General features: G+C 71.8%; 12 protein-coding genes. 4 read left to right on the top strand and 8 right to left on the bottom strand.

Annotated features, from left to right (window positions below; genetic code table 11):
- From QQM67_RS25905 to QQM67_RS25885, 5 genes are all read right to left on the bottom strand, one after another.
- Positions 1-1,107, bottom strand: coding sequence for an LOG family protein (locus QQM67_RS25905; RefSeq protein WP_314177005.1), 1,107 nt, complete (start codon positions 1,105-1,107; stop codon positions 1-3).
- Positions 1,108-1,201: 94 nt separating this feature from the next.
- On the bottom strand, positions 1,202-2,470 hold the full coding sequence (locus tag QQM67_RS25900) for a hypothetical protein (RefSeq protein ID WP_314177003.1): 1,269 nt from the start codon (positions 2,468-2,470) through the stop codon (positions 1,202-1,204).
- Positions 2,452-3,321, bottom strand: a complete 870-nt coding sequence (locus QQM67_RS25895; protein ID WP_314177001.1) for an ABC transporter ATP-binding protein — start codon at positions 3,319-3,321, stop codon at positions 2,452-2,454. The genes QQM67_RS25900 and QQM67_RS25895 overlap by 19 nt, the downstream gene beginning before the upstream one ends.
- A gap of 218 nt (positions 3,322-3,539) precedes the next feature.
- Positions 3,540-5,198, bottom strand: a complete 1,659-nt coding sequence (locus QQM67_RS25890) for a thiamine pyrophosphate-binding protein (RefSeq protein WP_314176999.1) — start codon at positions 5,196-5,198, stop codon at positions 3,540-3,542.
- 148 nt (positions 5,199-5,346) lie between these two features.
- Positions 5,347-6,900, bottom strand: coding sequence for a sodium:solute symporter (locus QQM67_RS25885; protein ID WP_314176997.1), 1,554 nt, complete (start codon positions 6,898-6,900; stop codon positions 5,347-5,349).
- 229 nt (positions 6,901-7,129) lie between these two features.
- Here QQM67_RS25885 and QQM67_RS25880 point away from each other — a divergent pair, with 229 nt between their 5' ends.
- Positions 7,130-8,683 (top strand): helix-turn-helix domain-containing protein, encoded by a 1,554-nt coding sequence (locus QQM67_RS25880; RefSeq protein ID WP_314176994.1) that lies wholly within the window; start codon positions 7,130-7,132, stop codon positions 8,681-8,683.
- A 30-nt stretch (positions 8,684-8,713) separates the two neighbouring features.
- Here QQM67_RS25880 and QQM67_RS25875 read toward each other — a convergent pair whose 3' ends face one another.
- Both QQM67_RS25875 and QQM67_RS25870 read right to left on the bottom strand, forming a co-directional pair.
- A complete protein-coding gene (locus QQM67_RS25875; RefSeq protein ID WP_314176992.1) occupies positions 8,714-10,093 on the bottom strand; it encodes an aspartate aminotransferase family protein in 1,380 nt (459 codons plus the stop codon).
- Positions 10,078-10,566, bottom strand: coding sequence for an Lrp/AsnC family transcriptional regulator (locus QQM67_RS25870; RefSeq protein ID WP_314176990.1), 489 nt, complete (start codon positions 10,564-10,566; stop codon positions 10,078-10,080). Before QQM67_RS25870 ends, QQM67_RS25875 begins: the two co-directional genes overlap by 16 nt.
- A 171-nt stretch (positions 10,567-10,737) precedes the next feature.
- Between QQM67_RS25870 and QQM67_RS25865 the strand changes: the two genes are divergently transcribed.
- Both QQM67_RS25865 and QQM67_RS25860 read left to right on the top strand, forming a co-directional pair.
- Positions 10,738-12,171 carry a gamma-aminobutyraldehyde dehydrogenase gene (locus QQM67_RS25865; protein ID WP_314176988.1) on the top strand — a complete coding sequence of 478 codons (1,434 nt, stop codon included), beginning with the start codon at positions 10,738-10,740 and terminating at the stop codon, positions 12,169-12,171.
- A gap of 251 nt (positions 12,172-12,422) precedes the next feature.
- Positions 12,423-12,782 (top strand): zinc-ribbon domain-containing protein, encoded by a 360-nt coding sequence (locus tag QQM67_RS25860; RefSeq protein ID WP_314176987.1) that lies wholly within the window; start codon positions 12,423-12,425, stop codon positions 12,780-12,782.
- Between the two features lie 64 nt (positions 12,783-12,846).
- Here QQM67_RS25860 and QQM67_RS25855 read toward each other — a convergent pair whose 3' ends face one another.
- A complete protein-coding gene (locus tag QQM67_RS25855) occupies positions 12,847-13,875 on the bottom strand; it encodes an adenosine deaminase (protein WP_314176986.1) in 1,029 nt (342 codons plus the stop codon).
- A 98-nt stretch (positions 13,876-13,973) separates the two neighbouring features.
- On the opposite strand from QQM67_RS25855, the gene QQM67_RS25850 reads away from it, so the two are divergent.
- Positions 13,974-14,810: a DUF4190 domain-containing protein gene (locus tag QQM67_RS25850; RefSeq protein ID WP_314176985.1), complete on the top strand. Its 837-nt coding sequence runs from the start codon at positions 13,974-13,976 to the stop codon at positions 14,808-14,810.
- Positions 14,811-14,854 lie beyond the last annotated feature (44 nt).

The following is a 14,854-nucleotide window of genomic DNA, read 5'->3' as shown; positions in this document are numbered from 1 at the left end:
TCAGTTGCCCGCCCCCTCGGCTGTCAGCCGCGCCAGCGTCTCCGGGACCTCCTCGACCGACCCCACCAGTGCGATCCGCGCGGCCATCGGCCGCTCGCGGGCCAGCGCCTGAAGCAGCGGCCAGCACGGCAGCGTGCGCGTCCAGTGCTCCTCGTCCACGAGCACCATCGGAGTGGGCGCACCGCGCGACTGGTAGTAGTTGGGCGTCGCGTTGTCGAAGATCTCCTGTACGGTCCCCGCCGCACCCGGCAGGAAGACCACCCCGCCGTTCGACCTCGCCAGCAGCCCGTCCTCGCGCACGGCGTTGACGAAGTACTTCGCGATGTGCTGCGCGAACGCGTTCGGCGGCTCGTGCCCGTAGAACCACGTCGGGATGCCCACCGACGCGCCGCCGCGCGGCCAGCCCTCGCGCACCGCGAAGGCCGCCCGCGCCCATTCGCCCACGGAGTCCTCGAAGGACGGCGCGGTCCGGAGCATCTCCAGCGCCTTCTCCAGCATGCCGTCGTCGAACGGCGCCGCGTACGCGCCGAGGTTCGCGGCCTCCATGGCGCCGGGGCCCCCGCCGGTCGCGACGGTGTGCCCGCCCCTGGCGAGTGCACGTCCCAGACGGGCCGCGCCCGCGTACGCGCTGCTGCCGCGCGCCAGCTTGTGACCGCCCATGACGCCCACCACCCGCGCCCCGACGAGCTGTTCGTCGAGGGCGTCGGAGATCGCGTCGTCGTGCACGGCGCGGAGCATCGAGGAGAAGACGTCGCCGTCGTTCTTCGTCCGCTGGAACCAGGCGTAGGAGCGGGCGTCGGGCGTCTCCTCGTACCCCTCGGCGAGGCCGGCGAAGAGCTCCTCGGGGGCGTAGAGCCGGCCGCGGTACGGGTCGAACGGCAGCTTGGGCACCGGCGGGAAGACCAGACCGCCGCCCTCCTGCACCCGTACGACCGCCTCGGCGGCCATCGCACAGCCCAGGAAGACCGCGCCGTCGGTCTCCGCGGAGGCCAGCGCACCGGAGCGCTCCCGCAGGTCCACGGACTGCACCCGCCAGCCGCTGAGCGAGCCGGTCGCCTCGATGACGTCGTCGAACTCCTCGAGGCTCTCTATCTCGTGGTCAAGCATCCCGTCAGCGTATGCGCTCACGACGACGGGCGGCCCCCCTTGTGAGAAGGGCCGCCCGGTATTGCGGTATGGCCGTACGTACGCGCGCGCCGCGTCAGGACGTCAGCGGCAGCGCCGCGAGTTGAGCGACTCCCCAGGTGAGCGCGCCGAGCACGGCGCACACGACGGCCGCACGCAGCACGGCCGCCCCGCGCAACAGCCGCCGTGGAGCACCGAGTTTGACCAGCTCCGCGTTGGCGCGCTTGCGCGCGGCGCGCGACTCGGCGGCGGCGGTGAGCGCGCTCGCCGTCACGCAGACGACGACCAGGCCGGCGCCGAGCAGCGTCAACGGTCCGAGCATGCGCGCCCCCTCCTGCGGGGAGACGCCGTACAGTTCGGCCGCCGCCAGCCCACCCGCCGCGACCGCGCACAGCACACCGAGCGGGCGCCCGATGCGCGCGGCCTCCTGCTGCAACACCCGCCCCGCCAGCAGCCGTACGGCACCGGGCCTGCCGATCGCCAGCAGCCGGCCGCACAGCTGGATGAGCCCCGGCCCGGCCAGTACGAGACCGAGGGCGGTGAGCAGCCAGCCGCCCAGCACTCCCGGTGCGCTGTTCGACATGACCGCCGACAGCGGCAGGGGCTTGGGCGACCGGCTCGTGTACGTCTCCGTCGCGAGGCCCGCGGCGATGAACGCGGCGCCCCACGGCAGCGTCACCGCCGCGGGAAGCGAGCTTGGAAGGAGACGGAAGGGCTGCCCGTCCCTGTCGTCCGAGGTCCGGTAGCGGTGACCGTCGCCGACGTGTCCTCCGGAGCCGGTGCGCACGGTCCCGCTGCCGCCCGCCCCCGCGCCCGCGGGGGCCACGGCCGCGAGGGCACCGGGACGCGTCGCGAGCGCCGCGGCGCCCGCGGCCACCAGCGGCGGCACGCACAGCAGGACCAGCGTCGCGGCGATCGGCAACGGATGGCCGGCGTCGAGGAGTTTCACCGCGGCGCCGCCGAAGGGCACCGGGGCCAGCTGCCCGCGCAGATGGAGATAGATCACGAGCCCGATGGCGCTGCCCAGCAGGGAGGACATCGCGGTGGACGCGGCGGCGAGCATCGGGATGCGGGCGGGGCCCACCCCGGCGGCGTCCAGCGCGGAAGGCGACCGCGATCCGGGTTCCGTACGGGCCACCGTGGCGGCGAACTGCACGGAGGCCGCGAGAGGTACGAGGCACCACACCAGCCGGACGAGAGAGGGACCGGGCTGCTGCGGATGAGCGAGGGCATGACTCAGCGCGGCCAGCAACAGGAAGCCCACGACCGCCGTCGCGCAGGCGACGAGCAAGCGGCGGAGCAGCGTGAGGGGGTGACCACCGCGGGCTAGACGGAGACTGAGCACGCGGCACCCTTGGAGTCTTCGCCGTCCGAGTCGTCGTCGCCCGTGGCCATGCCCTTGCCACCGGCGTCGCCGTCCTCGTCGTCCTTGCTGCGCTTCGCGTCGGCCGGGCCCGTGGCGACGAGGCCGCCGCTCAGCCGGCCGTCGACGAGCGTGAGGTTGCGGTCCGCGAGCGTGGGTCCTGCCGCGTCGGCGGCCTCGGGGTCGCCCGGTGTCACCTTCGGGAGCATCACGGCCGGGTCGTGCGTCGTGAGCACGACGGTGATGTCGTGCGTACGGGCGGCGGTCGTCAACGTGCGCAGCACCTGCGCCCGTTCCGCCTGGTGCAGAGGCGCGGTCGGTTCGTCGGCGAAGAGGATCGCCGGAGCGGGGGCCAGGGCACGGGCGATGGCGACGCGCTGGCGCTGCGACTGACGGAGCGCCGAGGGCCGCTTCCGCGCGCACTCACCGACGTCCAGCCGCTCCAGCCACTCGACGGCGGCCTTGCGGGCCGCTCGGGAACCGGCGCCGCACAGCAGCAGCGGCAGCGCCGCGTTCTCCCAAGCCGTCAGTTCGGGGACGAGCTGGGGCTCGCTGCCGACCCAGCCGAAGCGGTCGCGGCGCAGGCGCTCGCGCGAGGTGCGGGAGAGCGTGTGCACCGGCACGCTGTTGAACCAGATCTCACCGTCGTGCGGGGTGAGTTGACCGGACAGACAGCTCAGCAGAGTCGTCTTGCCGCTGCCGCGGGGTCCGGTCACGGAGACGATCTCGCCGGCGCGGACGCCGATCGAGACGCCTTGCAAAGCGGGGGAACCGCCGTACGAGTAGTGCAGTCCGCGTGCCCAGAGCACGTCGTTGTCCGGGGGTGCTGCCACTGAGGGCACCTCCACTCACCTCTGCTCTGCTGGTCCCTGCCGGGCCCTGTCCCACGGAAGGGTGAATCAGGACCTGGGGCAAATCGGTCACAGGAACCGTAAGGACCGGTGGGGGTCCATCCGGCGTCATCCGCCGGGGCGCGGCGCAGATTCCACCGAACGGGCCTCGCAGATGGCCCCGCCGTCGCGGGCCGTGCGAGGACGGCCCGAGGGCGGCGTCAGGGCTCGTCGGTCAGGTGTGTGGGGGCGAACATCCGCAGTTCGGCGGGGAGGAGGACGACCGAGGGTCCGGGGGCGGCGAGCGCCGCGGAGAGGTCGTCGCGCAGCCGCTCCGGAGTGCTGCGCACCGCCGGGACTCCGAACGACTCGGCGAGCGCCACGAAGTCGGGACGCGTCAACTCGGTGCCCGTCGTCTCGCCGTAGGTCTCCGTCATGTACGTGCGCAGGATGCCGTAGCCGCCGTCGTCGACGATGAGCCAGGTGACGGGGAGGTCGTACTGGCGCGCGGTGGCGAGTTCGGCGATGGAGTACATCGCTCCGCCGTCGCCCGAGACGGCGAGGACCGGGCTGCGGCGCTCCGGGTCGGTGGCGGCGGCGCCGAGAGCGGCGGGGAAGCCGTAGCCGAGGCCGCCGGCTCCCTGGGCGGAGTGCATGGCGCCCTCGCGGGGGTCGAAGGCGGACCACGCCCAGTAGGCGAGGATCGTCATGTCCCAGAAGCTGGGCGAGGCGTCGGGGAGCGCTTCGCGTACCGCGTCGAGGACCTGCCGTTCGAGGTCGAGGCCCTGTGCGTCGATCCTGGCCCGTACGCGCTCCAGCAGCGCGGCGACCTCGCGTTCGGCACGGCCCGCGGGGCGGGGGGCGACGGCGGTGGTCAGCGCCTCCAGGGCCGCGCGCGCGTCGGCGTGGATGCCGAGGGCGGGGTAGTTGGCCTCCAGCTTGCCGAGGTCCGCCTCGATGTGGACGACGCGGCCGCGCGGGTCGAACGTGTGGTAGTTCGAGGAGAGTTCGCCGAGTCCGGAGCCGACGACGAGCAGCACGTCCGCGTCCGCGAGGAAGTCGGTGGTGTGCCGGTCCTCCAGCCATGAGCCGAGCGAGAGTCGGTGCTCCCAGGGGAAGGCGCCCTTGCCGCCGAAGGTCGTGGCGACGGGGGCATCCAACTGCTCGGCGAGGCGGAGCAGTTGTGCCTGGGCGCCCGCCCGTACGACCCCGCCGCCCGCGAGCACGGCGGGGCGCTCCGCCGCGTTGAGCAACGCCGCGGCGCGGGCGGTCAGTTCGGGACGGGCGGGCAGCGGGCGCGGGCTCGCCGGTCCGCCGTCGGCGGCGAGCGACTCGGGGGGCGGTACGTCGGTGGGCGCGAGGAGGACGTCCTGCGGTATCTCGGCCCAGACCGGTCCGCAGGGTGCCGTCAGGGCGTCGGCCCAGGCGGCGGCGAGCGCCGAGGGGATCTGCGAGGGCGCCCGTACGGTGTGGACGGACTTGACGACGTCGCGGAACGAGGCCTGCTGGTCGCGGAGTTCGTGCAGATATCCCTTGCGCCCGCCGCCCAGACCGGCCGTCGGCACCTGGCTGCTGATGCCCAGTACGGCCGCCGACGCGGCCGCGGACTCCTGGAGCGCGGCGAGCGACATCAGCGCCCCCGGCCCGGTGGAGATCAGCAGCGGCGTGACGCCGCCGGTGAGGCGTGCGTGGGCGTCGGCGGCGAAGCCCGCGTTGTTCTCCATCCGCAGGCCGACGTACGACAGCGGTGAGCGGCGTACGGCGTCGAAGACACCCAGCGCGTGCTGTCCCGGCAGTCCGAAGACGGTACGGGCGCCGAGGGCGGTGAGGGATTCGGCGACGAGATCGCCGCCGGTACGGACGCGGGGTGCGGGTGCCATGCGGGAGGTTGCGCCTTTCGTCGTGGGAGTGCGCGTCTCAGGACGCGGGGGCGGGACGGTTCCGGCCGTGCGGGGCCGGGGTGTTGCGGGGTGTTGCCGGGGCGTGGTCCGCGGCGTGCTGTGCGGGGCCGCGGACCGCCCCTCCGGGTCAGACGCCCGCGGGAGCGTCGGCTCCCGATGCTCCGGACGCTCCGGACGCTCCGGACGCGGGAGATGCGCCGGACTTCTCGCCGGCGTGCGGTCCGCCCGCGAGCCGCGAGCGCCACTCGGCCAGCACCGCGGGGTCGGTCGGCTTGCCGGCCAGGCTCACCGCGACGTATATGACGAGCGAGGCCAGCAGCCCCACGTAGATGGCCTCGCTGGCGAGCACGCCCTTCCAGGCCATCATCGCCACGACCGTCGCGCCGCCGACGGCCACCGAGGCCAGGGCGCCGTTCGCGGTGCCGCGCTTCCAGACCAGGCCGCCCAGGATCGGCACGAGCAGCCCGCCGACCAGCAGGTTGTACGCCACGGTCAGGGCTTCGACGACGTCGTTCAGGGCGATGGATATCACCACGACCGCGGCACCCATGATGAGGATGAAGACGCGGTTGCCGCGCACCTCGTCGTGGGCCGCCGCCGGGGCCGCATCCGCCGCTTCGGCGCCGCCGTCCCCGGACGGGCGGTCCGCGGTGCGGTGGCGCAGCCGCTTCCAGATGTCGTTGTTGGCGACGGTCGCGCACGCGATCAGCGCGCCCGAGGACGTCGACATCACGGCGGAGAGCGCCGCCGCGAGCACCAGGCCCTTCACGCCGATCGGGAGGGCCTCGCCGACGATGGTCGCGAAGGCCGCGTCGGGGCTGTCCAACTTGGGGTAGAGCGCCTTGGTCGCGGTGCCGATGAGGGCGCCCGCGATCGCGTACACGAGGCAGTAGACACCGGCGACCGAGCCGCCGTTGCGGGCGACGGTGTCGCTGCGCGCGGTGAAGACCCGCTGCCAGATGTCCTGCCCGATCAGCATGCCGAACGAGTAGATGAGGACGTACGTGAACACCGTCTCCACGCCGATGTTCATGGGGGAGAAGTAGTCGTCGGGCAGTTGCTTCTGCATGCCGTCGATGCCGCCCGCCTTCCAGACGGCGATCGGCAGCAGCAGAAGCAGCACGCCGACGGACTTGACGACGAACTGCGCCATGTCCGTGAGCGTGATCGACCACATCCCGCCGAGCGTCGAGTACGCGATGACGATGCCGCCGCCGAGCATGATCGCCAGCGTCCGGTCGAGGCCGAAGATGACGTCGAAGATGGTCGCGTAGGCGATCGTCGAGGTGACGGCGAGCATCAGCGTGTACGCCCACATCACGGCCCCCGAGATCACCGAGGACGAGCCGCCGTAGCGCAGGTCGAGCATCTGGCTGACCGTGTAGACCTTCAGGCGCGAGATGCGGGCCGCGAAGAACAGGCTCAGCGCCAGCAGGCCGAACCCGATGGTGAACACCAGCCAGGCGCCGGAGAGTCCGTACTGGTAGCCGAGACCGACTCCGCCGATAGTCGACGCGCCGCCGAGGACGATGGCGGCCATCGTGCCGGAGTAGAGCGTCGGGCCGAGGCGGCGGCCCGCGACGAGGAAGTCGCTCTTGGACTTGGCGCGGCGCATGCCCCACCAGCCGACCGCGAGCATGCCCACGAGATAGATGATGATCACTGCGTAGTCGACAGCCATGAGCGCTCCTCTGGCCGGGCGGGGAGGGGATGAGGCGGAGGGGGAGCAGAGGGAGGTGGGGAGTCGGGGAGAGAGGGAGTGGGGACGGGGGTCGTGCGTGCTGTTGGGCCGGGAGCTTAGGTGTCGTCAAGGCGGTCAGGAAGTGTACGTTTCCTCCACTGTGTTGAGCTCGGCTGTATGAATCGTCCATGACCGTCCGGGGGTTCACGAGAGTCCAGGAGGGGTGGCCGTGCAGGATCTCGTTCCGCCCACCGTTCCGGTGCCGCTGTCCGTGCTCACGGACGACGCGGAGCTCGGGCTGCGGCGCCTGGCCGGACCGGACGGCTCCAGCGAGACGCCCGTGTACTCGGTGCACACCAGCGAGATGGCCGACCCGCTGCCGTATCTGCTCGGAGGCGAACTGCTGCTGAGCGCGGGGGTGCACTGCCCGCCGGGCCCGGACCAGGACGAGCACTGGACGCACTACGTGCGGCGCGCGGCCGAAGCGGGCGCGGCGGCGCTCGGTTTCGGCATCGCCCCCGTGCACGACGAGGTGCCCGCGGAGCTGGTGACGGCGTGCGACCGGCACGGCCTGCCGCTGGTCGAGGTGCCTCGGGACACGCCGTTCACCGCGGTCGCGCGGGCGCTCTGGCAGTCCGTGACGCAGCGGCGGCACCAGGCGCTGCGCAGACTGAGCGAGGCGCAGCAGACGCTCGCCGCCGCTGCCGCGGGGCCGCATCCCGTGCCGACGGTGCTCGCGCAGCTCGCCCAGCGGCTCGACGCCTGGGCCGTACTGCTGGACCGGGACGGCGGCGAGCTGGCGTCCGCGGGCACCGCGCCGCCGCGGCAGGCGCGCGCCGAACTCGCTTCCCTCACCGGGCTGTTGCGCTCCGGGCCGTCCTCCGCGGCGGGCAGCTGCGGCGAACTCCGCCTGAGTGTCTACGGGCTGGGCGGCGGAGGCGGCGGAGGCGGCGGACGCAAGCCCCTCGCGCTCGGTCTGTGCGCACCGCACAGGGACGGCATCGACGGCGCCATCGCGGCGGTGGCGGTCGTCCTGCTCGCGCTGCTCACCGAGCGGCGCGCCGCCGGGGTCGAGGAGCAGCGCTCGGCCGCGCTCGTACGGCTGATGCTGGGCGCGTCCGCCGAGGACGCGGCGCCGCTGCTGGGCGGCGGCGCCCGCCGCTGGGCCGTGGTGCACGGGCAGCGGCGGCGCGGCCACGGGACGGGAACGGGACACGGCGCCGGCAAGGGCTCGCGCAGGTCGCGGTCCGCGGAGGACCCGTTCGCGACGGCCGCGCTCGCGGCGGGGCTCGGCACCACGCTGATCGACCTGTCGGACGGGGAGTTGCGGGCGCTCGTGCCCGTCACGGAGGAGGACGGCGTCGAGCCCCAGCCGGGCTGGGCGCTCGGCGTCAGCCGCCCGCTCCCCGTCGCCGAACTGGCCCGCGGAGACGCCGAGGCAGGCCGTGCGCTGCGCCGGGCCCTCGCCGAGCGGCGCCCCCTCGTACGGCAGCGCGCCGAGGACACCGGTCAGGTCGCGGACGTGGCCTCGCTGGTCGCGCCGGAGGAGGCCCGCGGCCTGGCCGAGGCACGGCTCGCGCCGCTCGACGGACGCCCGTACCTCGTGGAGACCCTGCGCATGTGGCTGTCGCTGAACGGCAGTTGGGACCGTACGGCGGTCGCGCTGGGGGTCCACCGCAACACGGTCCGCCAGCGCATCGCCCGCATCGGCACCCTGCTCGGCCAGGATCTGGCCGAGCAGGACGTACGGATGGAGCTGTGGTTCGCCCTCAAGTGGCTCTAGAGCACGGGGCCTTGGAGGCTGGCCCGTTCCTCAGAGCTTCGTCCACGCCTCCGTCAGCACGGTGCGCAGGATCGCCTCGGCCTCGTCGAAGACGCTCTGGTCGGAGATGAGCGGCGGCGCGAGCTGGACCACCGGGTCGCCGCGGTCGTCGGCGCGGCAGTAGAGGCCCGCGTCGAAGAGGGCCTTGGAGAGGAAGCCGTAGAGGACCCGCTCGGACTCCTCCTCGGTGAACGTCTCCTTGGTCGCCTTGTCCTTGACGAGTTCGATGCCGTAGAAGAAGCCGTTTCCGCGTACGTCGCCGACGATCGGCAGATCGAGCAGCCTGCGCAGCGTGCTGAGGAACGCGCCCTCGTTGTCGAGCACATGCTGGTTGAGGCCCTCGCGCTCGAAGATGTCGAGGTTGGCCAGGGCCACGGCCGCCGAGACCGGGTGGCCGCCGAAGGTGTAGCCGTGCAGGAAGGTGTTGTCGCCCTTCCAGAAGGGCTCCGCGATGCGGTCGGAGATGATCGCGGCGCCGATGGGCGAGTAGCCGGAGGTCATGCCCTTCGCACAGGTGATGATGTCGGGCACGTAGCCGAACTTGTCGCAGCCGAAGAGCGTTCCGAGCCGGCCGAAGGCGCAGATGACCTCGTCGGAGACGAGCAGTACGTCGTACTGGTCGCAGATCTCACGCACACGCTGGAAGTAGCCGGGCGGCGGCGGGAAGCAGCCGCCGGCGTTCTGCACGGGTTCGAGGAAGACGGCCGCGACGGTCTCCGGGCCCTCGAAGAGGATCTGCTGCTCGATCTGGTCTGCGGCCCAGCGCCCGAACGCCTCCGGATCGTCGCCGTGCACCGGTGCCCGGTAGATGTTCGTGTTGGGCACCTTGTGCGCACCGGGCACCAGCGGCTCGAACGGCGCCTTGAGACCGGGGAGTCCGGTGATGGAGAGCGCTCCGTGCGGTGTGCCGTGGTAGGCGACGTTGCGCGAGACGACCTTGTACTTGCCGGGGTTTCCGGTCAGCTTGTGGAACTGCTTGGCGAGCTTCCACGCGGTCTCGACGGCCTCTCCGCCGCCGGTGGTGAAGAAGACCTTGTTCAGATCGCCGGGGGCGTGGTGCGCGAGGCGCTCCGCGAGCTCGACCGCCTTGGGGTGGGCGTAGGACCAGATGGGGAAGAAACCGAGGTCCTGCGCCTGCTTGTTGGCGGCGTCGGCCAGTTCGGTGCGGCCGTGCCCGGCCTGCACGACGAACAGTCCGGCGAGGCCGTCGAGGTAGCGCTTGCCGTGGGTGTCGTAGATGTGGGTGCCCTCGCCGCGGACGATGGTCGGGACGGGTGCCTTCTCGTACGACGACATGCGGGTGAAGTGCATCCACAGGTGGTCGTGCGCGGTCTTGGAGAGGTCCTTGCTCACGGTTATCGCGTTCCCCACGTGTAGGTCTGCTTTCGCAGCTTGAGGTAGACGAAGCTCTCGGTGGAGCGCACGCCGGGGAGCGAGCGGATCCGCTTGGTGATCATTTCGAGAAGGTGCTCGTCGTCCTGGCAGACGATTTCGACGAGCAGGTCGAACGAACCCGCCGTGATGACCACGTAGTCGACCTCGTCGATCTCGGCGAGGGCGTCAGCGACGGATTCGAGGTCGCCCTCGATGTTGATGCCGACCATCGCCTGCCGCAGAAAGCCGACCGTGAGGGGGTCGGTGACGGCGACGATCTGCATGACACCCTGGTCCTGGAGCTTCTGGACCCGCTGACGCACGGCGGCTTCCGACAGGCCCACGGCCTTGCCGATGGCGGCGTACGGGCGCCGGCCGTCCTCTTGAAGCTGTTCGATGATCGCCAGCGACACATCGTCAAGCGAACGGATGCCGTTGTTCTTCTTCGCGTCTCGGGCCACGCACGACACTGTGCATGAGACCTCCTCCGGATAGCAACCCATAAGCGATGTAATTCGAAGCAATAGATGCCCACAAGAACAGAATCCGTCGTAGCTGGTGTGGTGGTGTATCGAAAGCGTTGCGGTGCTGGTTAAGGTGGCGGTCTCACCCAATGGACAACGGAGCAGGAGGGGTGCGAAGTGACCACCGAGCTGCGTCGGCTGCGCAACTACATCGACGGGGAGTTCCGGGACGCCGCCGACGGCCGGACCACGGACGTGGTCGACCCGGCCAGGGGCGAGGTCTATGCCACCGCGCCGCTTTCCGCCGCCGCCGATGTGGACGCCGCGATGGCAGCGGCCGAGAAGGCCTTTCCGGGGTGGCGCGATGCCACTCCGGCCACGCGGCAGAAGGCGATCCTGAAGATCGCGGACGCCCTGGAGGCCCGCGCGGACGAGTTCCTGGCCGTCGAGTGCGAGAACTGCGGCAAGCCGCTGGAGCTGACGCGGCAGGAAGAACTCCCCATGATGCTCGACCAGATCCGCTTCTTCGCCGGTGCGGCGCGGATGCTGGAGGGCAAGTCCGCCGGTGAGTACATGGAGGGGCTCACGTCCTACGTACGCCGCGAGCCGGTCGGCGTGTGCGCACAGGTCGCGCCGTGGAACTACCCCGCGATGATGGCCGTCTGGAAGTTCGCCCCCGCTCTGGCCGCCGGCAACACGGTCGTGCTCAAGCCGTCCGACACGACTCCCGCGTCCGCCGTCTTCATGGCCGAGGTCATGGGCGAGATCCTGCCCAAGGGCGTCTTCAACGTCATCTGTGGCGACCGGGACACAGGGCGCCTCATGGTCGAGCACAAGACGCCCGCGATGGCCTCGATCACCGGGTCCGTGCGCGCGGGCATCGAGGTCGCGGGCAGCGCGGCGAGGGACGTCAAGCGCGTGCACCTGGAGCTGGGCGGCAAGGCGCCGTGTGTCGTCTTCGACGACGCCGACGTGCAGGCGGCGGTCGAGGGCATCCGCGACGGCGGCTTCTTCAACGCGGGCCAGGACTGTACGGCCGCGACGCGCGTGCTCGTACAGGAAGGCGTGTACGAGCAGTTCGTGACCGCCCTGGCGAAGGCCGCGGCCGATGTGAAGACCGGCGACCTCAGCGACCCGGACTGCTTCTACGGCCCGCTCAACAACCCCACGCACCTGGAGAAGGTGAGCGGCTTCATCGACCGGCTCCCCGCGCACGCCAAGGTCGAGTCGGGCGGCGAACGGGTAGGCGACAAGGGCTGGTTCTACGCGCCGACGGTCGTCTCGGGCCTGCGCCAGGACGACGAGATCATCCAGAACGAGGTCTTCGGGCCGGTCATCACCGTCCAGAAGTTCACGGACGAGGACCAGGCCGTGGGCTGGGCCAACGACGTCGAGTACGCGCTGGCGTCGTCGGTGTGGACGACGAACCACGGCACCGCGATGCGGATGTCGCGCGCGCTGGACTTCGGGTGCGTCTGGATCAACACTCACATCCCGCTCGTCGCGGAGATGCCGCACGGCGGATTCAAGAAGTCCGGCTACGGCAAGGACCTTTCGGCGTACGGCCTGGAGGACTACACGCGCGTCAAGCACGTGATGACGGCGCTGTGAGCGGCTGAGCTGTCTCCGCGGGCCCGGGGCGGGCGAACCGCCGCCGGGCCCACGTGCGTTGGGGGACGGGAGATCGCGGGGCGCGTCGCCGGTCGCGGGTCGCCGGTGCCCCGCGCGCGGGGCCCGGTCGCGGACGTCCGGCCCGGATCTGCCCGGTTGGGGCCGTCTCGTTACGAGAACGGCTTGACGGGCGGTGTATGCAGGGTGGTTGGCTGCCTCGGACACCTCTACACACTCAGAACGGGGAACCCGTGATCATCTTCGGCACATCGAGCAAGATGTACCAGCTCGCCATGCTGAACCTGCTGTGCAGCTTCTGCGGCAATCCGTCGGCTCACGCCCTGCGTAAGCGGGTGACGAAGTTCTCGCTCTTCTTCATCCCGCTCTTTCCGATCGCGCCCGCGAAGCACCATCTCCAGTGCACCTTCTGCGGCGCGGCGAGCGAGGTGACGAAGGAGAACGCGGAGCAGCTCCTCGCCCAGGGCGGCGCTCCGCAGCCCGGCGGCCCGCAGCCCCAGCCCGGCCACGGGCAGATCCCGCCGCAGGGCAACCCGTTCGCCGGGCAGCCGCAGGGCGGCGGTCAGCCGCCGCAGAACCCGTACCAGTCCTGAGAGTCGAGGCGGGGGCCGGAGGGCGCGGGCCTTCCGGCCCCCGCCTCTGCCCGGCGGTCCGGCCTCAGGGCCGCTGCGCCCACGAGGTGAGGTAGGCGTCGATCTCGCCGTCGAGCCGGGACTTGCCGGCCTCGTCCATGAACGAGGCCCGTACGGCGTTTTTCGCGAGCGCCGCGATGCCCGGGGCGTCGAGGCTGAGCAGCCGCGCCGCGATGGCGTACTCCGTGTTGAGGTCCGTGCTGAACATCGGCGGATCGTCGCTGTTGATCGTGACGAGGACGCCCGCCGCGGCCATCTCCCGCACGGGGTGCTCGTCGAGGTCCGCGACGGCCCGGGTCGCGATGTTGGAGGTGGGGCAGACCTCCAGCGGAATCCGGTGCTCCGCGAGGTGCTCCAGCAGCCGCGGGTCCCGCACGGCGCTCGTGCCGTGCCCGATGCGCTCGGCGCGCAGCGAGGTGAGCGCGTCCCAGACCGTCTCGGGTCCGGTCGTCTCGCCCGCGTGCGGCACGCTGCGCAGCCCGGTGGCGATGGCACGGTCGAAGTACGGCTTGAACTGCGGGCGGGGAACGCCGATTTCGGGGCCGCCGAGACCGAAGGAGATCAGCCCGTCCGGGCCCATCTCGGTGGCGATGCGCGTGGTCTCCTCGGCCGCCGGCAGGCCCGCCTCACCGGGGATGTCGAACGACCAGCGCAGTACGACGCCCAGCTCCTTCTCCGCACCCTCCCTCGCGTCCTCGATCGCCTCCAGGAAGGCCTCGGCCGGTATGCCGCGGCTCGTGGAGCTGAAGGGCGTGACGGTCAACTCCGCGTAGCGCACCTGCTGTCGGGCCAGGTCGCGGGCGATCTCGTAGGTGAGCAGCCGTACGTCCTCGGCGTCCCGCAGCAGATCGACGACCGAGAGATAGACCTCGATGAAGTGCGCGAAGTCGGTGAAGGTGAAGAACTCCCGCAACGCCTCCGGGTCGTGCGGAACGCTGGAGTCGGGGTGCCTGGCCGCGAGTTCGGCGACGATGCGGGGTGAGGCCGACCCGACATGGTGCACATGCAGCTCGGCCTTGGGCAGCCCGGCGATGAACGCGTTGAGGTCCGACAACGAAGGCCTCCAGGGGGGAAGGGAACCGGATCATCGTATGCGGGGCGTTCCGGGGGACGAATAGCATGGGCGCCGGACGAGGAACCCCGGGAGGGGACATGGCAGACGACACCGGACAGTCAGGGCGGTCCGGCGACGAGCGGCACAATCCGTGGGCGCCTCCTCGGGACGGGGTCGCACCGGGCAGGGGGAGCATGGACCAGAACGACGAAGACCGTAAGCGCCGTTCGGTGGCCGAGCAGCCGACGATCACCTCCGGCGGCGGTGCGGTTCCGCCTCCCGTTCCGCCCGCTCCCGGCGGCCCGCCCGGGGCGCCCGGCGGTGCCGGTGCCGCCGCGGGCTCCGGCGCTGCGCCGGGCTCCGGCTACGGCTCGTCCTCCCCGTACGGCACGTCCCCGTACGGCGCGTCCCCGTACGGGCAGCCCCCGCAGGGGCAGGCCCACCAGCAGTACGCCAAGGGGAGCGCCGCGTACGGCTATCCCACCCCGGGGCCGCAGCCGTACGGCTACCCGGGCCCGGTTCCCGGTCCCGGCGGCTACGGGTGGCACGGTCCTCCGCTCTCCAACGGGAGGTCGGTCGCCGCGATGGTGGTCGGCATCATCGGGCTCCTCGCGACGTCGACCTGCTGGGGAAGCTTCCTCGGCATCATCCTCGCGCCCGTCGCGCTGGGCCTCGGCCTCTCCGCGCGGCGTGCCTGCGACCGGGGCGAACTGGGGGGACGCGGGCAGGCGGTGGCGGGGTTCGTCATGGGGATCGTCGGGACGGTGCTCTCGGCGCTGCTCGTCGCGTTCCTCGTCATCATGCTGGCCTTCTACAACGAGGAGCTGACCGACCCGGACTCCGGTCCCGGCGGCGGGGGAGACGGCTCGTCGCTCGACGCGCGCCGCGCCACGGCGGTGCTCGTCGTCTCCGGCGCTGCGGATCGTGGGGCCTGAACCCCTCCGGATTGCAGATTCCGTAGCGCAATCAAAAGGTAACG

The organism is Streptomyces winkii (assembly GCF_032248595.1).
GTDB lineage: Bacteria > Actinomycetota > Actinomycetes > Streptomycetales > Streptomycetaceae > Streptomyces > Streptomyces winkii.
This window is presented reverse-complemented; position numbering and strand designations above follow the sequence as displayed.